Source organism: Arthrobacter sp. Edens01 (assembly GCF_001307035.1).
In the GTDB taxonomy this organism is placed as follows: Bacteria; Actinomycetota; Actinomycetes; order Actinomycetales; family Micrococcaceae; genus Arthrobacter_B.
The window spans coordinates 52,500-74,938 of sequence record NZ_LKIU01000004.1 but is presented as its reverse complement, the minus strand read 5'-3'; the positions used below and the strand labels follow the sequence as shown (position 1 = coordinate 74,938).

The window sequence follows — 22,439 nt, the reverse complement described above, 5'->3', positions numbered from 1 at the left end:
CCTTTACTGGACGCCGACGGTCGCGTGCGCCTCGATCCGCTCCGGATAGCAGTAGCAGTTCAGCGAGTTGCCGCGGCTGAAGCCAACAAGTGTCATCCCGGCGTCGTGCGCCAGTTCTACTGACAGCGACGACGGCGCAGAAACGGCAGCCAGCACCGGGATGCCGGCGAGCTGGGCTTTTTGAACAAGTTCAAAAGACGCCCGGCCGGATACCTGCAGCACCGTGCCGCGCAGCGGCAGGAGCCCGGAGCGCAGTGCCCAGCCCACTACCTTGTCCACGGCATTGTGCCGCCCAACGTCTTCACGCAGGCACAGCAGTTCCCCGTCGGCAGTGAACAGACCGGCGGCGTGGACGCCTCCGGTCTTGTCGAACAGGGCCTGGCTTTCGCGCAGCCGGTCGGGCAGCGCCGCCAGCACCTGCAGAGGCACCCGCACGCCGTCGTCCGCTACGTCGAAGTGCGAGGACTTCCGCACCGCCTCAATCGAGGCAGTACCGCAGATACCGCAGGAGCTGGACGTGTAGACGTGCCGTTCCATGCCCGTGTCCGGCAATGCCGTACCCGGACGCAGCTGGACGTCCACCACGTTGAAGGTCTGCTGCCCCTCTTCGTCCACCCCCGCGCAGTAGCGCATAGAGATCAGCTGGCCGGCCTCCCAGATCACTCCCTCGGACACCAGGAATCCGGCCACCAGGTCGAAGTCGTCTCCGGGGGTGCGCATGGTGACGGTAAAGGAGCGTCCCTGGAAGCGGATCTCCAGCGGTTCCTCCCCCGCAAGCATGTCATCGCGCCTGCTGACCGTCCCGTCAGTGCGGAACCTCGTAATGCGGGCACGCCGTGAAACCCGTCCCATCCCATCGCTCCTCAATAAGTCTTAGACTGGCCTCACTTCAGACTAGGGGATTTCCTACACAAGGACGTGGTAGCTGTGCCAAGCAAGGCTCCGAAAGATGGAATCAACGAATCAGAGCTGCGGGTCGGTGATCCGAAAACCCATGCCGTCGGACTGCCGGCAGTCATCAACTCCCTGCGTATTTCCTTCGACCAGATGGGACCGCTGCGCAGCGCCAAGACGCTGCTGAACGTCAACCAGAAAAAGGGTTTTGACTGTCCCGGATGCGCCTGGCCTGAAGGCGACAAGCGGCACGCAGCCGAATTCTGCGAGAACGGCGCCAAGGCTGTGGCCGAAGAGGCCACCAAGCGCAAGGTTCCACCGGAGTTCTTTGCCGAGCATTCCGTGGCCGACATGCTTGAAAAGGACGATTACTGGCTGGGACAGCAGGGACGCCTGACCCACCCCATGGTGCTGGAGGCCGGCGATACGCACTACCGTCCCATCAGCTGGGATGCCGCCTACAGCATCATTGTCGAGGAACTGGCTGCAATGGACAGCCCGGACGAGGCCGTCTTCTACACCTCGGGCCGCACCTCCAATGAGGCAGCGTTCCTGTACCAGCTCATGGTCCGCGGCCTCGGCACCAACAACCTGCCCGACTGCTCCAACATGTGCCATGAATCCTCGGGCTCCGCGCTGACCGAAACGCTGGGCATAGGCAAGGGAACCGTCAGTCTGGACGACGTGCAAAACTCCGACCTGATCATCGTGGCCGGGCAGAATCCCGGCACCAACCACCCGCGCATGCTGACCGCCCTGGAACGTGCCAAGAAGAACGGCGCCACAATCATTGCGGTAAATCCCCTGCCGGAAGCGGGCCTGCTGCGCTTCGACAACCCGCAGACGGCGTCGGGCCTGCTCGGAACCAAGTTCGGCGGCGGCACCCAGCTCGCGGACGACTTCCTGCAGATCCGCCTCGGCGGTGACCAGGCGCTTTTCCAGGGCCTTGGCAAGTACCTGCTGGAGCAGGAGGAAAAGCACGGCAATGTCTTCGACCATGCATTCATCAGTGCTTACACCGATGGCCTGGATGCCTACCTGGCTGAGCTCCGGAAAACATCCTGGGATGAGATCTGCCTCGCCAGCGGTCTGACGCGCCCACAGATTGAGACCACCGGCGCCAGGCTGATCGCCTCAAAATCCACTGTGGTGTGCTGGGCGATGGGCCTGACGCAGCACAAGCACTCCGTGCCGATGCTGCGCGACATTGTCAATGTCCTGCTCCTGCAGGGCAACGTCGGCCGCCCCGGCGCCGGTGTCTGCCCGGTCCGCGGGCACTCGAACGTTCAGGGCGACCGCACCATGGGCATCTTCGAGCGGATGCCCGAGCCCTTCCACGACCGGCTCGACGCCGAATTCGGCTTCGCATCGCCGCGGCGGCACGGGTTCGACACGGTCAATGCGATCCGTGCCATGCGGGATTCGAAGGTGCGGGTCTTTATGGCCATGGGCGGCAACTTCATTCGGGCAACTCCGGATTCCGCGGTCACCGAGGACGCCCTCCGCAACACGGCACTCACTGTCCAGGTTTCCACCAAGCTCAACAAGTCCCATCTGGTGCACGGCCGCCGCGCCCTCATCCTGCCCGCACTGGGACGGACAGACCGCGACACCCAGGCCGGCGGAGACCAGCGGGTCACCGTTGAAGACTCGATGAGCGCAGTTCATGCCTCCCAGGGCAGGCTGGATCCTCCGGGTCCGCAGGTCCGGTCTGAGGTCGCGATTGTTTGTGAGCTCTCGGAACGCCTCTTCACCGGAGACAACGCCCCGTTCCGTGCGAACGCTCCCCAGCTGGACTGGATTGGCGCGCGTGCCGATTACTCGCTCATCCGCCGGCACATTGAAAACGTCATTCCCGGTTTTGAGGGTTTCGAGGCGAAGATCAAGCACGGCGGAGGCGGATTCGTCCTGCCCAACGGCCCCCGCGACGGACGCAAATTCGCCACGGAGACCGGTAAGGCCCGGTTCACCGCCAACGAACTTGCCTACCCGAAGGTGCCCGAAGGCCGGCTGATCCTGCAGACCCTGCGGGCCCATGACCAGTACAACACCACCATCTACGCCAAGGACGACCGTTACCGCGGCATCTACGGCGGACGCCGCGTGGTATTCGTCAACAAGCAGGATCTGGCGGCCGCCGGGCTCAAGGACGGGGACATGGTGGACATGGTTTCGGAGTATGAGGACGGCGTCGAACGCCGTGCCGAGTCCTTCCGGGCGGTTGCCTACAACACGCCTGTTGGCTGCGCAGCGGCCTACTACCCTGAGGCAAACGTGCTGGTGCCGCTGGACTCCGTCGCCGAAGTCAGCGGCACCCCAACGTCCAAGTCCGTGATTATCCGGCTGGAGGCTGCTTCACCGGCCACGGCAGCTGCAGCGCACTAACAGACTGGTCTGCGGTGCAGCCCTCTTCAGGCAGCACCATAATTGCGTCGGCCTCTGCGAGGCCCCGCAGCATGCCGGACCTGAAGTACTGCGAGGGAAGAGCGCGCCCGTCCTGGATCCGGCACGGAACCAGGCGGGTGCGCCCCGGCAGGGGCGCAACGTCCACACCCGCCAGGACATGGTGTTCGGGCGCCGGCGCCGCTCCGCGGAGACCTTCCAGCAGCGGCTGGAGCACGGTGAAGACGGCCATCATGGCTGCGAGCGGGTTGCCGGGCAGCGCTACGACAAACCGGCCGTCGGGCAGCCGGGCCAGCAGCGTCGGATGACCTGGCCGCATCGCAATACCGTCAATCAGCAGTTCAGCCTCAACGGCCTCCAGTGCGCGCCGCAGGTGGTCGGCGTCGGATATTCCGGTGCCGCCGGTGGTCACCAGGACGTCCCCTGAAGACATTGCCAGCGAGGTTTCGTCCACAGCGTCGGTGCTCAGCGCCGCAATAACGTCATCGAGTCGGTCCGGGAGGCGCCGGACGGCATCCACACGTGCTCCCAGCATCTCAACGAGCTGCGGCAGCTGCGGCCCGAAGGTGTCGCGAACCTGCCCGGAGTCCGGCAGGCCGGACTCGATGACTTCATCCCCTGTGAAGAGCAGGGACACGCGCGGTGCCCGCAGGACCGGAAGCGTGTCATGGCCGCAGACCGCCGCCAGGGCGATGTGCGCCGGATTGAGCACAGTCCCGGCGGGGATGGTGGTTTCCCCGGCAGCAGCTTCTTCTCCGGCCGGCCGGATGTGCTCGCCCAGGCGGGGCTCGTCCTCCCTGGCTGTGGCTGCAGTAACGAGCGTCGCCGGCTCAGTGGGGTTCAGGATGCCGTTCTCGGACCGCAGGATGGCCTCAGCACCCGCTGGGACAAGCCCTCCGGTCAGGATGGACACTGCCTCCCCTGACTTCAGCGGACGGCGTCCGGATTCCTTGTGGATCTGCCACGGCTCGGGGTCAGGTTCGGGCACCACGATCGTCCACGGTTCCGGTCCGGACACGGCCCAGCCATCCATCGCAGAAGAGGCGTAGTGCGGCACGGCGTGCAGGGCCACGGCGTCGGAGGCAAGAGTGTGTCCCAGGGCTTCGGCAAGGGGCACCGTTTCAAAAGGAAGGGGACGGGCCGCAGCGTAGGCCGCCCTGCGGGCCTGTTCCCATGACGTGTTCGGCTGCAGGGGAAGTATCACCGGGAGAGGACCGTTCACTGGGTTTCCTCCTGTGTTGAGACCGCATCGCATTCGCGCTGGGCTGCACGGATCGCCGCCCGTATTGCCACGGATTCATCGGCCTGGCCGCTCCCTGCCGCGAGTCCCGCGGCAAGGCCGGCAACGAAAGTCGTCAGGGGTGCGGCCGGACGAACCACATTGTGCGCTGCTGCGGCGGCCAGGTCCAGTACCGCATTGATGTCCACCTGCGTCTCATCGAGTTCGAAGGCCCGCAGCAAGCGCTGCGTCCAATCCTCGAGTTCCTGCTGCTGGGTTCCCATCTTGGCTCCTTCGTCCTTGACTGCGGCTGCGGGCCCGGGACGGAGTCAGGCGGTACGTGGTCCGCGCTGAATACCCCATTTCCCGGCATCGGCCCAGGTGTCCACGTCCGCGGTACTTCCTTCCGGGACGGCAACCTCTCTCCACTGCACCCTAGCAAGCATGCTGAACATTGAAAGATTTGCCAGCCCGTCCGGAGATCCGGTTACCGCTGCAAGCAGGTCATCTGTCCGGTAGATCCCGGCCAACGGCTGTGCCTTCCCGCTTGAATCCACCGCGAGCACGGACTGCGGCGGACCCAGCCGCGCCGCTTCCAGCAGCGCGTCAACGGCGCGCGCTGACTCCGGCATGTCACAGGCCAGGACCAGGGTCCACGGACTTGGAGGGTTCTCGTCCTGCAGCTCTGTGAGGGCAGTGACCGCAGCTCCCACCGCCGCAGCGGGTCCGGAGAATGGAGGATCTTCACGCACTATGACTCCGGCGAAAGGAACTCCGGACAGCAGGCCGGCCAGCCCGGGCGGGCCCACGACTGCGGTTTGAACAGCGTCACCAGCCGCCCGCAGGGTGCGTACCAGGAGGGGTTCCCCGTTGACCAGGAGTCCCGCCTTTGGCTCGCCCCCAAGCCGGGAGGAACGACCGCCGGCCAGGATTACCGCGTTGAAACTCTCTTCGCCGGGTCCGCTCATGCTGCGGTGTCCCCAAGGAACGGGCTCCATTGTTCCGCCGGCCGTTCCAGCTCACGGATCTGCCATCTGGTTCCCCGGGGAGCCCGCGGTGTAAACCGCAGCTTCCAACCCAACTGGTTCAGAGTCTTGTCCCCTTTGTTGTTGTTGCAGCGCAGGCAGCACGCCACCATGTTTTCCCAGCTGTCCTGGCCGCCGCGCGATTTGGGTACTACGTGGTCGACGGTAGATGCTGCTTTTCCACAATAAGCGCACGAATGCCCGTCCCTGCGCAGTACGCCACGGCGGGTGGCCACAGTCGAATCACGGTAAGGAATGTTCACGTAGCGGTTTAGGAGGATTACGGAAGGCCGCCCAAAGACGTCGCCTGGGCCAACTACCGGGTCACCGCTCTCAGCCAGCACACTCGCTTTTCCGGACAGCACGAGGACCAGGGCACGCCGAAAGGTCACTACCGCCAGCGGCTCATAGCCCGCATTCAGAACAAGGGTTCGCATGCACGTTCCTCTTCGCCCCACCCGCCAGCCGGAGAGAAATCGTGTTTACCGGCGCCGCGGTACTTCGAATGTTCACTGCAAGGGTAAGCCGCCAAGCCCGATCCCGCTATTTAAAGGGCACGAGAACAGTTGGGCGGAGGCTTCAGCATGCCGCGGGGCAGCATTGGAAACGGCGAAGGGCCCTGCTGTTCCCAGCAGGGCCCTTCATAGAACTGTGTCAGAGTCCGTAAAGCTATTAGCCGCCTACGCGGATGTAAACTCCGCCGGAACCAAGCTCAGCGGGAGCAACAACGGTCTGGTTGCCGAAGAACCCTCCGTGGACGGCCTGACCGTTACCAACGTAGACAGCGATGTGGGCAACGCCCATGCCGCCGTCGGCGTAGTAGATCAGGTCGCCGGGAATTGCCTCGGCAGCACTCACCGTGCGGCCCAGGGACAGGTAGCCGGCAGGCCAGTCGTGGAAGTTGATGCCGGCAGCAGCCAGTGCGTTTGTGGCAAGCATGGTGCAGTCCTGCATAACACCAAGCTGTGCGTATGCAGCAGCTGCGATGGTTGCGGCGGTACCGGAGGCAGCTGCGGGAGCGGCAGCCGGGGAAGCAACCGGCGCGGCGGCCGGAGCTGCCGTGGAAGTGCCGTTGGCTGCGGGAGCCGCCTGCACGGTTTCCTCAGTTGCCTGGACGGCTACTTCCTGGGACTGGACAGCAACTTCGGGAGCCACGGTTACGCCCGGAACGGGTGTAAGTGTCAGGTCAGGACCGATTGCGTCGGCCGGAACCTGCAGCGGGATCGAAGACAGGTCCAGCTTGCTGGTCTGCACGTCACGGGAAACTTCAGGGCCCGCAGCGTTTGCTGCAACGCCCGTGCTCAGGACGAGGCCGGAAGCGGCTGCAATGACGGCTGCCTGGCGGCCAACGTTGCCGGCACTGCTGACAGCGTCAGCAAGGGCGGACAGGGAGTTGTTGCGCTGTACAGGCGCGCGGTGGCGCGCACGCTCAGTTGACGTGGTCATTTAGGGGTTTTCTCCGTTGGTTCTGGCAACTGAGCGTCAGCTGACGCGGACGAAGCTTGCGCCGGGAAGATCAGACAGGGAGTGCAGACCGGTGTTCATGCCGTTGAGGCCACCGCTGATGACCTGGCCGTTGCCTACGTAGATAGCGACGTGGCCGCCGGTGATAACGAGGTCGCCGGCCTGCGGGCTGCCAACAACTGCGCCGAAGGCGAAGAACTGGCCCGGTGCGAGGTCGCCAACGGACTTGCCAACCGAACGCAGAGCGTTCTCAACCATGGCGGTGCAGTCCTGGGCAACGCCGATCTGGGCGTAGGCGGAGGCGACGAGCCCGGCGGCGACGCCGCTGGCGCCAACCTCGGGCGCTGCGGGAGCGGAAGATGCGGTGGTGACGTTGCCGGCGGCCTGAGCCGGGGCAGCGGCGGTCTGCTGGGCAGCCACCTCAGCAGCGGCTACGGCCTCCTGCTGGGCAGCGGCAGCAACAGCTGCTGCTTCTTCGGCTGCTGCCTGCTCTGCGGCGGCGATCTGTGCGCGGGTCTCGGCTCCGGAGAGGGAGCCGGCCAGCGGCTGGACCGGAAGTTCGAAGGGTGCCTGCTCGGAAACCGTGACGGTTCCGTTCGAGGTCACAACGTTGAGGGGGGTGGCTTCGAGAGCCTGCCGATCGGTGGAAACCGGAGCTGCCTGGGCCGGCATGCCGGCGGCCAGAACAAGGCCGGAAGCTGCGACGACGACGGCTGCCTGGCGGCCTACCGAACCTGCGTTAGCGGTTACGGCCTTGGACAGTGCGGTAAGCGTGCTTACCTGCGGGGTGGCTGCACGACGGCGGCCAGAATTGACTGATGACACAGTTTTTGCCTCTCCCAATGCCTACGAGGTGAGCTGTCGGATTCGGATGGGAGTCACCCGGTTGCTGGACTGCTAAGTCCGGCAACTTAACCCCTAGGGCTTCTTGCGAAACCCGAAATTGGTTCCCCCGCCTCTGCCATGCGATTTTGCGAACGGATCTCGGACAGTGGCAGAGCTCGGCTATCTGTTCGAGAGTGCCTGATCTTTGGCGAATCAGGCACGGTGACGAGAATATAACAACATCACTGAAATGTCACGCTCAGGTCACGAAAGGGTATTGCGGCGGTCACAACCAGGCCAGGGGGTCGACTGGAGTGCCATTTACGAGTACTTCGAAGTGCAGGTGGCATCCCGTCGATGCGCCGGTGCTTCCGCTGGCGCCAACAAGGTGTCCGCGCTCCACGGTGTCGCCTACCGAGACGCTCATGGCGGAGAGATGGTTATAGGTCGTCTCCACTCCGTTGCCGTGGTCGAGAACAACACGGTTTCCGCCACCGTACGGATGCCAGCCGGCCGACTTCACAGTCCCGGCAGCGGCGGCGGTCACCTCGGTCCCGCAGGCTGCCGCGTAGTCCTGACCCGTGTGCAGCTCTCCGGCTGCGCCGGTGATCGGGCTGACCCGGTAACCGAAAGCGGAGGTCTGGACGGGCTCGGAGTCCAGCGGGTTGGCCAGCGTCCCCTTGGCCGCAGCCGGGATGACGTCCGTCCCTGCGACAGTCAGCCCGCGAAGCTTGGCGTCGGGATCGAACTTGGAAGTCAGCGCCGCCCGGTCAAAGGACAGGACCGCATCCGGATCAGCCGAGACCGGCATCTCCGCTGCTGTGGGCTCCGGTTCCATGACGGGGTCCGTGGCGGCCGCCGTCGTAGGCATTACGACGGTGAGGACGAGTCCGGAAGCCGCAGCGGTGATGGCAAATTTCTGGGCGGAACCGCCCAGTGGACGGTGGGCAGGTTCGGCGCGGCGCCTGCCGGCGGACCGGTTAGCGGTGCGTGGGCGCAGTTCCATGGCCGGTGATTCGGCCCTGCGCCTGCCCGAAGCAGCATGCTTCGACAAGTGGTTCCCTCTCTACAAGCCTGCGAAGTTAGCTGTCGGATTCGAGTAGAGAAACTCGGCCCCCGACGCACAGGGATATCCAGTCCTGGATGTTCCTGTGGTGCTCGGAGGCTTCACCCCAAGGCAGCTGGGCTGCCGGTTGTTGGGTCCTCCGCCCCTGCCCGCGAACGGTGGCACCTGCGGTCCAGTGGCAGGGTTAGGCTGTTGGACCGGTTAACGGTGTTGTTGCTGTAGTCAGAAGCCACTATAGGGGAAAAAGCCTGAAAGATACCATTCCGTTACCTTCAGCGGCGGAAGGTCACGAACTGGAGGCGGAGACAAACACGTGCGAAGCGACTTCAGCGGGAAGCTCAAGGGCGCCTTCGATCCCCGGGACGCGGACTGAGACGTAGCCTCCCACAACCTCGGCAGTGATGGTGGCACCGGGCCGCAGCCCGGCTTCGTCGAGCTGGGTCAGGAGCTCCGGATCCACCTGGATAGGTTCGGCGAGCCGTTCCAGGACCATCGACTGCCCTGCACCTGCCGTCCCGACGGCGGAGAGAAGGTCCTGGTAGGGCATCGCGGGAGGAACGGCGGCCGCTCCGCCCAGTGCTTCCAGGCCGGGGATTGGATTTCCGTAGGGAGACTCGGTGGGCTTGCCGAGCAGATCGTAGAGACGGCGCTCCACCCGCTCACTCATAACGTGTTCCCACCGGCACGCCTCGTCATGGACGTACGCCCAGTCCAGGCCGATCACGTCAGCCAGCAGCCGTTCGGCGAGCCGGTGCTTGCGCATCACTTCTGTGGCTCGCCTGCGGCCCAGATCCGTCAGTTCAAGCTGACGGGTACCGGAAACGACTACCAGCCCGTCGCGCTCCATGCGCCCGATGGTCTGTGAAACGGTTGGGCCGGAATGGCGCAGACGCTCTGCAATGCGTGCCCGCAGTGCGACGATGTTCTCTTCTTCGAGCTCAAGGATGGTTCGAAGATACATCTCAGTTGTGTCGATGAGGTCCGTCATGACCAGCCGCTCCTAGCAATCGTGCGGAAGTGAATAACCGCTGCGGCACAGACCGCGCCGCCGGTTTCGTCTCCACGTTAGCCCATCGGCGCAAGACGGACAGAATTATCCACCCCTGTGAATCGCTCACTTCCCAGCGGTCACAAATAGGACCGGTACGGCCGCCGGGTGTTGAATGGAAAGGTACGTGAAGCACCCTGCCAACCCGCTTGGAGCATACAGAAAATGGGCGAAACCGCCGTTACGATTCCCGCAGAACTCCTCCCCAAGGATGGTCGGTTCGGTGCCGGCCCGTCCAAGGTCCGGCCCGAGCAGATCCAGGCCCTCTCCGACGCAGGGACCAGGCTTCTGGGCACGTCCCACCGACAGGCTCCGGTGCGGAACCTGGTGGGCAGCGTCCGCGAAGGGCTCTCCTCCCTGTTCTCTGCCCCCGAAGGCTACGAGGTAGTCCTCGGCGTCGGCGGCTCGACCGCTTTCTGGGACATCGCGTCCTTCGGCCTCGTTGAGAACAAGGCTCAGCACCTCTCCTTCGGTGAATTCGGTTCCAAGTTCGCCGCCGCGACGAACAAGGCCCCGTTCCTGGCTTCATCCAGCATCATCAAGGCCGAACCGGGCACCCGCCCCGAGGCTGCGGCCGAGGCCGGCGTTGATGTCTATGCCTGGCCGCAGAATGAAACCTCCACCGGTGTAGCTGCCCCGGTCCGCCGGGTGGCCGGGGCTGACGCCGGCTCACTGGTCCTGATCGATGCGACGTCCGCAGCAGGCGGGCTCGACGTCGATCTGGCCGAAGCCGACGTCTATTACTTCGCGCCCCAGAAGAACTTCGCTTCCGACGGCGGTCTGTGGCTTGGCATGTTCTCACCCGCCGCGATTGAGCGCGCAGCCAGGATCAATGCCTCCGACCGCTGGATCCCGGACTTCCTGAACCTGCAGACGGCGATCGACAACTCCCGCCTGAACCAGACGTACAACACGCCGTCGCTCTCCACGCTGGTCACCCTGGATGCCCAGATCAAGTGGCTGAACTCCAACGGCGGCCTGAAGTTTGCTGCAGGCCGCACTGCGGACTCTGCCGGACGCATCTACTCCTGGGCTGAGAAGTCAGGCGTCGCAACGCCGTTCGTCTCCCGGCCCGAGGACCGCTCCAACGTCATTGCCACCATCGACTTCGACGATTCAATCGACGCCGCTGCGATCGCGAAGACGCTGCGGGCCAACGGCGTGGTGGATGTGGAGCCGTACCGGAAGCTTGGTCGCAACCAGCTTCGCATCGCCACCTTCGTCGCGATCGAGCCGGACGACGTCAGTGCCCTGCTGCAGTGCATCGATTACGTGATCGAGCATTCCTAGACACAACGTACGCGGCCGTGGCCGCATAGAGAGGGCCCCAGCACCGTTCTACGGTCTGGGGTCCTCTTCGGTTATGGACTCAGTGGCGTTGCTTGTCAGGTAGAGGCGCCGCGGCATCGTGCGGTCGTAGTGCAGTCGCAGATGGTGGGCCCGCCAGGCCCAGACCAGGCCGATCACGGCGGTAATGAGACCGGAGGCAGCAGCAACACCCAGGCTCCAGCGTGGACCGAAGGCGTTGGACACCCAGCCCACGATCGGTGCTCCCAGCGGGGTGCCGCCGAGGAAAATCGCGAAGTACAGGGCCATGACCCTGCCGCGCATCACCGGCGTTGTGGTGGTCTGCACGTAGGCGTTGGCACTGGTCATCAGGGTGAGGGCAAACAGTCCCACCGGAATCAGGGAAAGCGCAAAGATCCAGAGATTCGGCGAAAGTGCGGCCAGCATGCAGGCAACTCCAAAAGCGCCGGCTGCTCCGAAGATGAACCGGAGCCGCGGCTTGTCACGGCGTGCAGACAGCAGCGCACCGGCAACGGACCCGATGGCCATGATCGAGTTCAGCGGCCCGAAGATCCCGGCATCCTGACCGAACTCGGTACGTGCCATGGCAGCTATATAGACAGCGAAGTTAAGCCCGAAGGTACCTACGATGAAGATCGCCACCAGGACCATCACCAGGTCCGGACGGTAGCGCACATATTTCAGTCCGGCGCGGATGCGGCCCTTGCCGGGTGGGGCCTTGGGCAGCACGCGCAGCTCGGAAGAACGCATCTTCAGCAGTGCCAGGACCATTGCCGCGAAAGTCACGGTGTTAATAAGGAAAACCCATCCTGGTCCGACGGCAACGGTAAGCAGGCCGGCGGCTGCCGGACCGACCATCCGCGCCCCGTTGAAGGACGCACTGTTCAGCGCGACGGCATTGGGAAGGTTTTCCTCGCTGACAACTTCGGAGACAAAGCTCTGGCGGGCCGGGGCATCAACAGCGGAGACCACGCCCAGCGCCAGGGCGAAAGCGTAGACATGCCACAGATGTGCGTGGCCGGAGAGGACCAGCAGGCCCAGTCCGGCACCAAGCGCCGCCATGGAGACCTGCGTGGTGAGCAGCACCTTGCGCCGGTCATAGGTGTCTGCCACCAGCCCGGCCCACGGCGCCAGCAGCAGCTGCGGTCCAAGCTGGAGGGCCATGACAATACCCATGGCCGCGGCGTCCTGGTTCGTCAGGATGTCATAGACAAGCCAGTCCTGGGCGGTGCGCTGCATCCAGGTTCCGATGTTGGAGACCAGGGCTCCAAGGAACCAGATGCGGTAGTTGAAGATTCGAAGCGAACGGAACATTTTGGGTTCACTTCTCCCGTCCGGGATCGTGAACCGCGTTCCATGCACTCACCGCTTATTCGTCCTCCACGGCCGCAGGTGACGCTGCGGCTTCCTGTTCATCTTCCGCTTCAGTTTCAGGTTCAGTTTCAGCCGGGGTGGCCTCCGCTGCTGCTTCGGGTTCCTTCACCGGGGCACCATCAGGCTGGCTCCCAGCTGCGGCTTCTTCGCCCGGTTCCTGGGTTGCGACGTCTTCGGGGCGGACCCGCTCAGACCACGGCACCCACTCAGGGGCCAGTACCGCGTCGGCTGAGGGCAGCAGGCCCACTTCGCAGACAGTGGCAACCTTGCCGCGCGGCACGCGTGCCACGGTGGCATACCATTCCCAGCCCCGGTAACCGGGACGGTTGGCCCGGAACCGGTGGGTCACGAGCCGGTCTGCATCGGGAACGACGCTCAGCCATTCCCCCACCTGTTCCTCCGGCACGACTTCCAGCAGAGCTGCCCGCGCGCTTTCCACGGCAGCGGCCAGCACTGCGTCAGGCTTCGACGGTTTGCGCGGAGGTTTCCGCGCGGCAGGCTTCGGCGTCTGGTCGGTATTGGTCGCGTCGGTGGTTTTCACTCGGTGGTTCTGCCCCTATGCATCAAGGTCGTCGGCAACGGCCCGCAGCACTGCAGCCACCTTGGCCGCATGCTTCTTCTCGGGGTACCTGCCCCGGCGCAGTCCGTTGGAGATTCCATCCAACAGTTTAATGAGGTCTTCGGTAATCACGGCCATGTCGTCGGCAGGCTTGCGGGTGGCCTTGACCACCGACGGCGGCGCTTCCAGGATTCGGGCCGAGAGAGCCTGCGGGCCACGCCGTCCGTCAGCCACACCAAACTCCATGCGCGTTCCGGGCTTCACCTCGCTCACGCCAGCGGGAAGCGCAGATGCATGCAGGAAGACTTCCTGGCCGTCGTCAGTGGCCAGGAATCCGAATCCTTTGCCAGTGTCGAACCACTTGACCTTGCCGATGGGCACTTCGCTTACCTCGTTCTTTGCTGTGGGATGCAGTCTCTCGAGCGCATCTCGTGATGAAAGGGTGGTACATCCGCGCGTAGTCATCCGGCCGCTTCCATGCCAGCACTGGATCATGCGGGCGGCGGATGCCTGTTGAGATACTACGGGGAAGAGTCTTCCCATTAGAATATCCCGAGCTCCCTAATCCTCGGCCTGCCCCGCTTTGGGTTCACGGATTTTTAGCTGTTAGCGTTAAAGACCATGGAGCACTTGGGTTCAAACCCCGCAAACGCCGCCTCAAACGGCCGCGAAACCACCCCCCGCATCGGCGGGGAAAAACTCACTGCAACCGCCGGTACAGCTCCGGTGCATTCCAAGCGTTCACCGCTGAGGGTTGTAATGACCGTGCTGGCCGGCATCCTGGCTGTGGCCGGTGTTGGCAGCCTTGCCGCGCTCCTGCTGGAAGCATTCCGCGGAGAAGTCATCTGGCCCGGGTTCGCCGCCGGGGCGTTTTACGCCCTGCCCATAGCTTTCCTGCTGATGGCCGGGCTGGTAATTGACTCAATCGTGCGGCGGCGCCGAGGCTAACCCGTTTGTTTTCGGTCCCACTCGGGTAACGTATTGGACGATGTCCGCGATCCGAGCATTGGCCGAAGACCTTGCAGCGCGCAGTGACGAACAACTGCGTGAGCTCCTTACCGCCCGGCCGGATCTGGCATTGCCTCCGGTACCGGATTTCCAGGCCCTGGCCGCCCGCGCTTCTACGCGCATCAGCGTACAGCGCGTGCTTGAAAAACTCACGGCACCACAGCTCCAGGTATTGGAAGCCCTGGACCTGACAACGAACGAAGACTCCCACCTGAGCACAACGGCCTCGTGGCTGAAGGCCTCCATCTCCGGATCGACAATCAAGTCCCTGGACGTGATCCTGAGCTACCTGCATTCACTGGCCCTGCTGCGCCGCGCCACACCTCATCCCGGTGCACCAAAAGCCGACGCCGGACGCAAGTTCTATCTCCCGGTTTCGGTTCTGGGTGAAGCACTGGGCGCCTACCCGGCAGGGCTGGGACGCCCTTATTCAACGCTCGCTGCCCAGCAGCCTGAGTTCGGTCAGCGCCTCGTTGGCATTGTCGAAGGCCTGCGCCAGCGCGGGCTGCCCATTGAAAAAGCAGATACGCCGTCCACCGCAGCCCATTCCCTCCACCATCTGGTGTCAGACCCCGCCGGCTGGGAAGCACTGCTGGCCGATGCCCCGCCCCAGACCCACGACCTGCTGCGCCGGTTCAAGTACTCGCCGGTGGGAACCATCCCCCGCAAGGCTGCGATCAGCCGCGCGGTGCTGGACAATCCGTCCCCCACCCCTGTGGAGTGGCTGGTGGCGCATGGTCTCCTTGTCCCCCTGGACGCCCTGCATGTGGAGCTGCCGCGGCCGGTTGGCCAGGCGTCCCGGGGGCACGTAATCGTCTCGGACTTCCAGCTGGATCCTGTTCCGCCGACTCCGCGCCCGGTGCCCCACAACCTGCGGGATAACGCAGCGTACGGTGCCGTGGCGGAAACACTCCGGCTGGTCACCGAACTGCTGGCAGTGGCAGCCGAAGCACCCGTGGGGACCCTGCGCTCAGGCGGCGTCGGCGTCCGGGAAGTCAGGCGGGTGTCCGATGCCCTCCGGCTGGATGCACTGGCCACTGCCTGGCTCCTTGAGCTCTCGGCACTGTCCGGGCTCCTCGTGCTGGATGCGGCCACGTCCCGCTGGGGCGCCGCGGAAACAGACTGGCCCACGCTGGACCGCGAGCTGCAGTGGCAGCATCTGGTGAAAGCCTGGCTGGACGCGGAACGGGCGCCGTCACTTATCGGTGCGCCGCTTCCAGGCGGCGGCTCCGTCAACGCTTTGGCGGGGGAACTCTCCCGTCCCGATGCACCGCTGGTCCGCCGCCGGATGCTGGAGATGTTCGCTTCCCTTGCTGCGGCTGAGTCGCTTGAGGAAGCACATTCGGGAGCCTACGACGCCGAAGACCTGATCGGTGCCCTGACCTGGCACCAGCCGCGGCTGCAGCGCCGGTTCGCCCGCCTGGTTCCGGGCATGTTGAAGGAAGCCGCCCAGCTGGGACTGGTTGGGTCCGGCGCCCTGACCGAGCTGGGGCACGCCGTTGCCGCCGGAGATTTTGACCGCGCCGCGGCGAGGCTGCGGGAGGCACTTCCCGAACCGCTGAGCTCCTTCCTGCTGCAGGCGGACCTGACCGCGGTTGCCCCCGGTTACCTGGATCCAAAGGTGGCCCGCCAGCTTTCCCTGGTGGCCGACGCCGAGGGGCAGGGACCAGCGACCATCTACCGTTTCTCCGCGAATTCGGTCCGGCGGGCCCTGGACGCTGACATGGATGCGGCGTCGATCCTTGAGTTCCTGGCCCACTATTCGGCCACGGAGGTCCCGCAGCCGCTGCGCTATCTGGTGGAGGACACGGCAGCACGGCACGGGCGGCTGCGCATCGGTGCAGCCTGGTCCTACCTTCGCAGTGACGACGAAACCGGGCTGAACGCACTCATGGCAGACCCCCGTGCCGGGGCACTGGGACTGACGAGGATTGCACCCACTGTGATCTCATCGGCCGCTACTCCGCAGGAGCTCGCCCTGGCGATCCGCGATCTGGGCTACTCCCCGGTCATGGAAGGACGCGCCCGCGAAGCGAACGGTTCCCACGCCCGCCCGCCCGTGCCGGCGCCGTCGTCCTCCCCCACCCGGATAAACCAGTGGGAACTCGGCGAGGACGACCTTGAAGCGCAGCTGGCGGCCCTCCGCGGGAGAGGACCCGCGGTGGCGCCAAAGGGAGATGAATCCGTTCCGCTGGTAGGGCTGGAAACGCTGCGCAAGGCCATTCGGACCAAGTCCTCGGTCCGAATGGGTGTTGTGGACAGCCAGGGGAATGAACGGCAGGAGATCTTCGTTCCTCTTTCCGTAAGTGAAGGCCGGGTAAGGGTCTTCGATCCGCGCAGGGACGTTGAACGCGTAGTGTCGATACATCGGATAATGGATGTGGAAATAGTGGAGGGCAGCCCAGCACATGGTTGACGGACCGTTGATCGTCCAGAGCGACAAGACCATCCTGCTGGAAGTGGACCATCCCCAGGCTGTGGAAGCGCGGCACGCGATTGCCGCTTTCGCGGAGCTTGAGCGCGCACCGGAGCACATCCACAGCTACCGCCTCACCCCGCTGGGACTCTGGAACGCACGTGCCGCGGGGCTGGACGCCGAGCAGGTGCTGAACACGCTTCTGACCTATTCACGCTTTCCCGTGCCGCACACCCTCCTGGTGGACATCGAAGAGACCATGTCCCGCTACGGGCGGCTGCGGCTGGAGAAAGACCCCCAGCACGGACTGGTGCTGCGCACCAATGACTACCCCGTGCTTGAAGAGGTCCTTCACGCCAAGAAGATCCAGCCGCTGCTTGGGCCGCGGATCGACGGTGAGACCGTAGTTGTCCAGTCCGCCATGCGCGGGCAGCTCAAGCAGCTGCTGCTGAAGCTGGGCTGGCCGGCTGAAGACCTTGCGGGATATGTGGACGGCACCCCGCACCCGATCCTGCTGAACGAGGATGGGTGGACACTGCGGCCCTACCAGAAGGTTGCCACCGAGAACTTCTGGGCCGGCGGCTCCGGGGTGGTTGTGCTGCCCTGCGGTGCCGGCAAGACACTCGTTGGTGCCGCAGCGATGGCCACCAGTTCCACCACTACGCTGATCCTGGTCACCAATACGGTCTCGGCCCGGCAGTGGAAAGATGAGCTGCTCAAGCGGACCTCGCTTACCGAAGACGAGATTGGCGAATATTCGGGTGCGGTCAAGGAAGTCCGTCCCGTCACCATCGCCACCTACCAGGTGCTCACCCTCAAGCGCGGCGGGCTTTACCCGCATCTTGAACTGCTCGACGCCAATGACTGGGGCCTGATCATCTATGACGAGGTGCATCTGCTTCCGGCACCCATCTTCCGGATGACAGCGGATCTGCAGGCCAGGCGCCGGCTTGGCCTGACTGCCACCCTGGTCCGCGAAGACGGACGCGAGGGCGAAGTCTTTTCCCTCATTGGCCCCAAACGGTACGACGCTCCCTGGAAGGACATCGAGGCGCAGGGCTATATCGCCCCGGCCGAGTGCATCGAGGTGCGGGTGGACCTGCCGCGGGAAGAACGGGTTGCCTATGCCATGGCCGAGGACGGGGACAAGTACCGTCTGTGTTCGACTTCGGAAACGAAGTCCAAGGTGGTGCAGGACCTGGTGCGCCGGCATGAGGGCGACCAGATCCTGGTGATCGGGCAGTACATCGACCAGCTGGATGAGCTGGCTGAGCGGCTGGACGCACCCGTAATCAAGGGCGGAACGCCGGTCAAGGAACGCCAGCGGCTGTTCAACGACTTCCGCGAAGGCAAACTGAAGACCTTGGTTGTGTCCAAGGTTGCCAACTTCTCCATCGATCTGCCGGAAGCTTCGGTGGCCATCCAGGTCTCCGGTTCCTTCGGTTCCCGCCAGGAGGAAGCCCAGCGGCTCGGCCGCCTGCTGCGCCCGAAGTCAGACGGCCGGGCTGCTCACTTCTACACCGTCGTCGCGCGGGACACCCTGGACCAGGACTTCGCCGCCAAACGGCAGCGTTTCCTCGCCGAGCAGGGCTACGCCTACTCCATCCAGGACGCCGCGGACATCGAAAAGCCCGCCTAGCTCCCTTCAATTCGCCTCTTCATCGGCCCAGCGCTGGTTATCCCGACGAGAAACATGCCACGCTTGAGCCGGTGACCTCCGGAATGGCGTACCGCGACATCGTTTCCGCTTTCACAGGATCCTGACGCCCCCAGGAACAGAGTTCCTGGTTCATCCGGCTGCCCGCCTCACACACCTGGGACGGCGTCACATAATAGCGCCCCGGGATTGGCAGCGGATATCTTGAAACTGCTTCCGGGCGCGCTTCAGCGCGGCTTCGGGCATCCACGTCCCGCCGAGCCGGATCCAGCCACATGCCGCACTTCGCCGTAGTCCCGGGCCCCCCGCGCCCGAATCCGCTCGTCCTCTCCCGCGCCAGGCTGCTGCACGCGCTCGACGACGCCGCTGCTGCCCCGCTCACGCTCGTGCGCGGCCCGGACGGAGCAGGAAAAACCACGCTCCTGCAGCATTGGGCCACTGCGCGGGAGCGGCCTGCTGCATGGGTTTCGGCCCGCAGAAGTCCAATGGCGCCGGTGGAACAGCCCGGCCCGTCAGCCAGGTTCCTCGCAGCACTGCTTGCCGGGGCCTTCGAAGTCCCGGGCCCGGCCGAGGCAGCCCTGATTGAGAAAGTTGGACGGGAGGCCGCCAACGGGGCTGAACTCCGCTCCATGCTGACCCGACTGGCGCACCTGGCTGCCCGGGACCTGCTCATCCTCGAGGACCTTCACCTGGCCACCGGGTTCCCGGCTGAGGACCTGCTGCTTGACCTGCTTCGGGCGATGCCCGGCCTGCGGATAGTGGCCAGCACGGCAGCGCTGGGAAGTATTGAGCTGCGAAAGGCGCTTCTGGAACTGGACGTCGCAGTAATAGGCCCGGAGGAGCTGGCGTTCACCGCGGAGGAATGCCAACGCGCGCTCACCGGCTCCGGACTGCAGAGCCAGGCGCAGGAAATCCGGACACTAACCAGCGGCCTGCCGCGGTGGGTCCGGTTTATGGCGCTCACCGCCACGGCGCCTGCCTGCAGCATCCCGAGGCGGCAGCTGTCAGCCGTGCTGGACGCCGGCGCCGCAGACCTCGCTGAGCTGCTGTCCCCGCCCAGGATCTCCGCTGCGTTCGCTGATTTCCTGCTGGGCGCCTGCGTGCCGGACGAACTGCAGGCCTCCCTGGCGGCACATATTTGGGGCAGCCAAAACGCTGACGCGATGATCCGCGAGGCTGAGCAGAAAGGTCTCCTCACCCGGAGCGGCGACGGCGGCGCCGCGATGGTTCCGCTGGTGCGCAGCGCCGTGCTGGCCGGTGCACGGAAGTCGTCCCCGGCACGCGTGCACGCCCTGGAAGAGATCTGCGGACGATACTTTCTGGAGCAGGGGAAGCCCCTCGAAGCACTGCGCCACGCCATGGCCGCGGACAGCCTGGACCTGGCCACCGAAATCATCCGTCACCGGGCCCTGGAACTTTTCACGTTCCACGGTCCCGAGACCAGGAAACTCCTTGAGGGCGTCTCCCTGCGCAGGCTGGCCCGGCAGCCTGCACCCGCCCTTGCCCTCGCCGTCCTCTACAACTCTTCCGCCTTTCGCCGCGTTCGAGGCGCGGAGCTGGCAACTCTGGCACTGTCCGGTGCACGAGTACTCTTCCGCTCCATGCCCGAAGCAGAGCGGCTGCTGCTGATCCTGGTTGAGGCAGTCACACTGCGGGGAAGCGGCCAGCTGGACAGGTCAGCGGCGCGTGCAAGGTCCGGGCTGCAGACCTACATGGAAATGCCCTTGACCGAACGTGAGAGGATCGGTCCGCTCGAATCCGTAGCCGTTGCGCACCTGGGCATCTCACTCTGGCGGGCCGGAGCCACGGAGGAAGCCGAATCCGCGTTCACGCAGGCTGCTTCCCTGGCTGCAGCCCAGCACAAACCGGATTACGAGGGCTACTACCATTCCCTCAGCGCCTGTCTCCTGGCCGGCCGCGGAGACCTGACCGGCGCTGCACATTTCCTGCGGCTTTGCAGCACCCTGGACTGGGGCACTGGGGAACTGCATCACTATTCTGAGACGCCACTCCGGCTGGCCGAGGCGCTGACCGCGCTGGAGGTCGGTGACGCCGCTGCCGCCAAAGCCTCTCTGGCACGTGTCCTCGACCGTGCGGATGCCATGGAATTATGGCCTCGGGTCAGGTATCTGGATGCCCTCTCAGACCTCGTTGCCGGCAACCCGGAACCGGCCGCCGCCCGGCTGGAAGAGGTGCTCTCCCACCGGGAGGGGCTTCCGCCCACCGGCGGGACGGAGTATGCGCTGCTGGTCCGGATGCAGTCGTTCCTTATGCTCGCGGCCGGCTTCCCCGGCCGTGCCCTCGCCGTGGCGGGAAGCCTGCCAAAGACCCAACGGGATCTGGTGACAGCGCGGATCCACCTTGCAACGGGGCAGCCCGGCAAGACCCTCAGCGCCGTCATACGGCTGGGCACCGGCGGTTCCCTGCGCCGGCAGGCTGAGGTAGCCGGGTTGTCGGCCGCAGCCCGCCTGCAGCTGGAGCCCGGGCCCGGGCTGGCCCCCGGAGTCAAACTGGAGCTCGCCAGACTGTCGGTCCTGTACCAAAGCCAAGGCCTCAGGCTGTCCACCGCGCTCCTTCCCGCCGGCGGCCTGGAGCGCGTCCGGGACGCCGCGGCGGAAGCCGGTCTCGACGTCGGGCTGGAACCGTTTCCGGCAAGCGTCATCGGAAGCACTGCGGGGATACCCGAGCTAACTCCGCGCGAACTGGCCATCCTGAACTCGCTGGCCCAGTCAGGTTCACTCGCGGAGATAGCAGGCATGCAATTCGTTTCGGTGAACACGGTCAAGTCCCAGCTCCGGGGGCTCTACCGGAAGCTCGGAGTTACCGGCCGGGACGAGGCCCTGAACGAAGCGCTGCGCAGGGGCCTTCTCTAGGGAATCCAGGGTCCGGCGAAGGAAGCCTGGATTCCCTCGAGGCGGCTTCCGGGCGGTGGAGTACAGGGTTGCCGAAGCAGCCGGAAGCAGCCGGCTTGGGGCCCGGCCGCTCGCCGGCGGGTGTGAGGGTTCAAGCTCCAGTGCCGTTCTGGTCCGGCAGCTGCAGAATCCGCTCCTGCCGGTAGAAACTCACCGGCCAGTGTCCGGCGATCACAGCCTGTGCCGGGAGAACGTGCTGCTCTGCTGCTGTTCCGGGTGCGGCTGCGTCCCGCGGTGCCGGGTCGCCGGCCGGTGGCCGGCTGCCTGTCGGCGGCGTGCCGGTTTCGGTTCCCGCATGCCGGAGAGAGCGCTGCCTGGGCCCGGGTGTCGTTCCCAGCATCTTTGTTCCCTTTCGCCGGTTCAGCTGCACTTTGCTTACAAACCATGCTCCCCGGTCCCGGGTCCCGGTGGTCCTCCGAAAGCAGCCATTCATCCCCAACTTCACCCTCTAAGCGTGTCCCCAGCTGACTGCAGTTCCCGCTATTCATCCAGCAGACGCTGAGTTAGCATTCAGGGAACCATCAGCCAAATGCTAGAAACTAGGACACGTGACTAAATCTGCTCCTGAGGCCAGGCTCCTTGTTGTCGATGACGAACCCAACATCCGTGAGCTTCTCTCCACGTCGCTGCGCTTTGCCGGCTTCGACGTCGTCGCTGCGGGTAACGGCCGCGAGGCACTGGCCGCGGTGGATGAACACAGCCCCGACCTCGCCGTACTCGACGTCATGCTTCCGGATATGGACGGCTTCACCCTGACCCGCCGCCTGCGTGCCGCCGGACGGCATTTCCCGGTAGTGTTCCTCACCGCCCGGGACGACACGGAGGACAAGGTCACCGGCCTCACCGTGGGCGGGGATGACTACGTAACCAAGCCCTTCAGCCTGGATGAGGTCGTGGCACGGATCCGCGCCGTCCTGCGCCGCACCCAGCCGCTTGACGATGACGACGCCGTCATCCGCGTGGAAGACCTGGAGCTCGACGACGACGCCCACGAGGTGCGCCGGGGCGGAGTGACGATCGAGCTCTCCCCCACCGAGTTCAAGCTGCTGCGCTACCTGATGCTCAATCCCAACCGCGTGCTGTCCAAGGCACAGATCCTGGACCACGTTTGGGAGTACGACTTCAACGGCGACGCGTCGATCGTGGAGTCCTATATTTCCTATCTCCGCCGGAAGATTGACCGCAGCCCCGATGCGCCGGCACTGATCCAGACCAAGCGCGGCGTGGGGTACCTGCTGCGTACGACGGAGAAGCGCTAAGC

The 22,439-nt window shown here is 65.0% G+C and carries 19 protein-coding genes and 2 riboswitches; of the genes, 7 read left to right on the top strand and 12 right to left on the bottom strand.

Going from position 1 to position 22,439, the window contains the following annotated elements:
- Positions 1–3 precede the first annotated feature (3 nt).
- On the bottom strand, positions 4–852 hold the full coding sequence (gene fdhD / locus AO716_RS05285) for a formate dehydrogenase accessory sulfurtransferase FdhD (protein WP_055239926.1): 849 nt from the start codon (positions 850–852) through the stop codon (positions 4–6).
- A gap of 75 nt (positions 853–927) precedes the next feature.
- Here fdhD and AO716_RS05280 point away from each other — a divergent pair, with 75 nt between their 5' ends.
- On the top strand, positions 928–3,279 hold the full coding sequence (locus AO716_RS05280) for an FdhF/YdeP family oxidoreductase (RefSeq protein ID WP_055239925.1): 2,352 nt from the start codon (positions 928–930) through the stop codon (positions 3,277–3,279).
- Here the strand turns inward: AO716_RS05280 and AO716_RS05275 are convergent.
- The 8 genes from AO716_RS05275 to AO716_RS05240 all read right to left on the bottom strand — a co-directional run bounded on the left by AO716_RS05275 (position 3,230) and on the right by AO716_RS05240 (position 9,884).
- Positions 3,230–4,519, bottom strand: a complete 1,290-nt coding sequence (locus AO716_RS05275; protein WP_055239924.1) for a molybdopterin molybdotransferase MoeA — start codon at positions 4,517–4,519, stop codon at positions 3,230–3,232. The two genes, AO716_RS05280 and AO716_RS05275, sit on opposite strands and share 50 nt — an antisense overlap.
- Positions 4,516–4,800: a DUF6457 domain-containing protein gene (locus AO716_RS17670; protein WP_055239923.1), complete on the bottom strand. Its 285-nt coding sequence runs from the start codon at positions 4,798–4,800 to the stop codon at positions 4,516–4,518. Before AO716_RS17670 ends, AO716_RS05275 begins: the two co-directional genes overlap by 4 nt.
- A gap of 45 nt (positions 4,801–4,845) precedes the next feature.
- The gene (locus AO716_RS05265) at positions 4,846–5,484 is read right to left on the bottom strand and encodes a molybdenum cofactor guanylyltransferase (RefSeq protein WP_055239922.1); all 639 of its coding nucleotides are present in this window, start codon (positions 5,482–5,484) and stop codon (positions 4,846–4,848) included.
- Positions 5,481–5,978: an HNH endonuclease gene (locus tag AO716_RS05260; RefSeq protein WP_055239921.1), complete on the bottom strand. Its 498-nt coding sequence runs from the start codon at positions 5,976–5,978 to the stop codon at positions 5,481–5,483. Before AO716_RS05260 ends, AO716_RS05265 begins: the two co-directional genes overlap by 4 nt.
- Before the next feature lie 235 nt (positions 5,979–6,213).
- On the bottom strand, positions 6,214–6,987 hold the full coding sequence (locus AO716_RS05255) for an NlpC/P60 family protein (RefSeq protein WP_055239920.1): 774 nt from the start codon (positions 6,985–6,987) through the stop codon (positions 6,214–6,216).
- A 36-nt stretch (positions 6,988–7,023) separates the two neighbouring features.
- Positions 7,024–7,830 carry an NlpC/P60 family protein gene (locus AO716_RS05250; protein WP_055239919.1) on the bottom strand — a complete coding sequence of 269 codons (807 nt, stop codon included), beginning with the start codon at positions 7,828–7,830 and terminating at the stop codon, positions 7,024–7,026.
- 4 nt (positions 7,831–7,834) lie between these two features.
- A riboswitch (cyclic di-AMP (ydaO/yuaA leader) is annotated at positions 7,835–8,021 on the bottom strand.
- 95 nt (positions 8,022–8,116) lie between these two features.
- Entirely contained in the window at positions 8,117–8,884 is a 768-nt protein-coding gene (locus tag AO716_RS05245; RefSeq protein WP_235472004.1) for a M23 family metallopeptidase, read from the bottom strand.
- 1 nt (position 8,885) lies between these two features.
- Positions 8,886–9,097, bottom strand: a riboswitch (cyclic di-AMP (ydaO/yuaA leader).
- 85 nt (positions 9,098–9,182) lie between these two features.
- Positions 9,183–9,884 (bottom strand): metal-dependent transcriptional regulator, encoded by a 702-nt coding sequence (locus tag AO716_RS05240; protein WP_055239917.1) that lies wholly within the window; start codon positions 9,882–9,884, stop codon positions 9,183–9,185.
- Positions 9,885–10,109: 225 nt separating this feature from the next.
- Between AO716_RS05240 and serC the strand changes: the two genes are divergently transcribed.
- The gene (serC, locus tag AO716_RS05235; protein ID WP_055239916.1) at positions 10,110–11,234 is read left to right on the top strand and encodes a phosphoserine transaminase; all 1,125 of its coding nucleotides are present in this window, start codon (positions 10,110–10,112) and stop codon (positions 11,232–11,234) included.
- 48 nt (positions 11,235–11,282) lie between these two features.
- Here serC and AO716_RS05230 read toward each other — a convergent pair whose 3' ends face one another.
- The 3 genes from AO716_RS05230 to AO716_RS05220 are packed head-to-tail and all read right to left on the bottom strand — an operon-like array spanning position 11,283 to position 13,566.
- Positions 11,283–12,566: an MFS transporter gene (locus tag AO716_RS05230; RefSeq protein WP_055239915.1), complete on the bottom strand. Its 1,284-nt coding sequence runs from the start codon at positions 12,564–12,566 to the stop codon at positions 11,283–11,285.
- Positions 12,567–12,621: 55 nt separating this feature from the next.
- Positions 12,622–13,167 carry a DUF3027 domain-containing protein gene (locus AO716_RS05225; RefSeq protein WP_082413340.1) on the bottom strand — a complete coding sequence of 182 codons (546 nt, stop codon included), beginning with the start codon at positions 13,165–13,167 and terminating at the stop codon, positions 12,622–12,624.
- Positions 13,168–13,182: 15 nt separating this feature from the next.
- Complete coding sequence (locus AO716_RS05220) at positions 13,183–13,566, bottom strand: cold-shock protein (protein ID WP_055239914.1); 384 nt, start codon at positions 13,564–13,566, stop codon at positions 13,183–13,185.
- Between the two features lie 240 nt (positions 13,567–13,806).
- Here AO716_RS05220 and AO716_RS05215 point away from each other — a divergent pair, with 240 nt between their 5' ends.
- The 5 genes from AO716_RS05215 to AO716_RS05190 all read left to right on the top strand — a co-directional run bounded on the left by AO716_RS05215 (position 13,807) and on the right by AO716_RS05190 (position 22,437).
- Positions 13,807–14,133, top strand: coding sequence for a hypothetical protein (locus AO716_RS05215; RefSeq protein ID WP_152969867.1), 327 nt, complete (start codon positions 13,807–13,809; stop codon positions 14,131–14,133).
- 40 nt (positions 14,134–14,173) lie between these two features.
- Entirely contained in the window at positions 14,174–16,609 is a 2,436-nt protein-coding gene (locus AO716_RS05210) for a helicase-associated domain-containing protein (RefSeq protein WP_055239912.1), read from the top strand.
- On the top strand, positions 16,602–18,248 hold the full coding sequence (locus AO716_RS05205; protein ID WP_055239911.1) for a DNA repair helicase XPB: 1,647 nt from the start codon (positions 16,602–16,604) through the stop codon (positions 18,246–18,248). Before AO716_RS05210 ends, AO716_RS05205 begins: the two co-directional genes overlap by 8 nt.
- Positions 18,249–18,541: 293 nt before the next feature.
- The gene (locus AO716_RS05200) at positions 18,542–21,139 is read left to right on the top strand and encodes an AAA family ATPase (protein ID WP_055239910.1); all 2,598 of its coding nucleotides are present in this window, start codon (positions 18,542–18,544) and stop codon (positions 21,137–21,139) included.
- 587 nt (positions 21,140–21,726) lie between these two features.
- A complete protein-coding gene (locus AO716_RS05190; RefSeq protein WP_055239908.1) occupies positions 21,727–22,437 on the top strand; it encodes a response regulator transcription factor in 711 nt (236 codons plus the stop codon).
- The last annotated feature ends 2 nt before the right edge of the window (positions 22,438–22,439 follow it).

Coding starts and splice junctions, on each gene's coding strand:
- fdhD (WP_055239926.1), bottom strand. CDS start 852: ATGGGACGGGTTTCACGGCGTGCCCGCATTACGAGGTTCCGCACTGAC.
- AO716_RS17670 (WP_055239923.1), bottom strand. CDS start 4,800: ATGGGAACCCAGCAGCAGGAACTCGAGGATTGGACGCAGCGCTTGCTG.
- AO716_RS05265 (WP_055239922.1), bottom strand. CDS start 5,484: ATGAGCGGACCCGGCGAAGAGAGTTTCAACGCGGTAATCCTGGCCGGC.
- AO716_RS05260 (WP_055239921.1), bottom strand. CDS start 5,978: ATGCGAACCCTTGTTCTGAATGCGGGCTATGAGCCGCTGGCGGTAGTG.
- AO716_RS05255 (WP_055239920.1), bottom strand. CDS start 6,987: ATGACCACGTCAACTGAGCGTGCGCGCCACCGCGCGCCTGTACAGCGC.
- AO716_RS05240 (WP_055239917.1), bottom strand. CDS start 9,884: ATGACGGACCTCATCGACACAACTGAGATGTATCTTCGAACCATCCTT.
- serC (WP_055239916.1), top strand. CDS start 10,110: ATGGGCGAAACCGCCGTTACGATTCCCGCAGAACTCCTCCCCAAGGAT.
- AO716_RS05230 (WP_055239915.1), bottom strand. CDS start 12,566: ATGTTCCGTTCGCTTCGAATCTTCAACTACCGCATCTGGTTCCTTGGA.
- AO716_RS05215 (WP_152969867.1), top strand. CDS start 13,807: ATGGAGCACTTGGGTTCAAACCCCGCAAACGCCGCCTCAAACGGCCGC.
- AO716_RS05210 (WP_055239912.1), top strand. CDS start 14,174: ATGTCCGCGATCCGAGCATTGGCCGAAGACCTTGCAGCGCGCAGTGAC.
- AO716_RS05205 (WP_055239911.1), top strand. CDS start 16,602: ATGGTTGACGGACCGTTGATCGTCCAGAGCGACAAGACCATCCTGCTG.
- AO716_RS05200 (WP_055239910.1), top strand. CDS start 18,542: ATGCCGCACTTCGCCGTAGTCCCGGGCCCCCCGCGCCCGAATCCGCTC.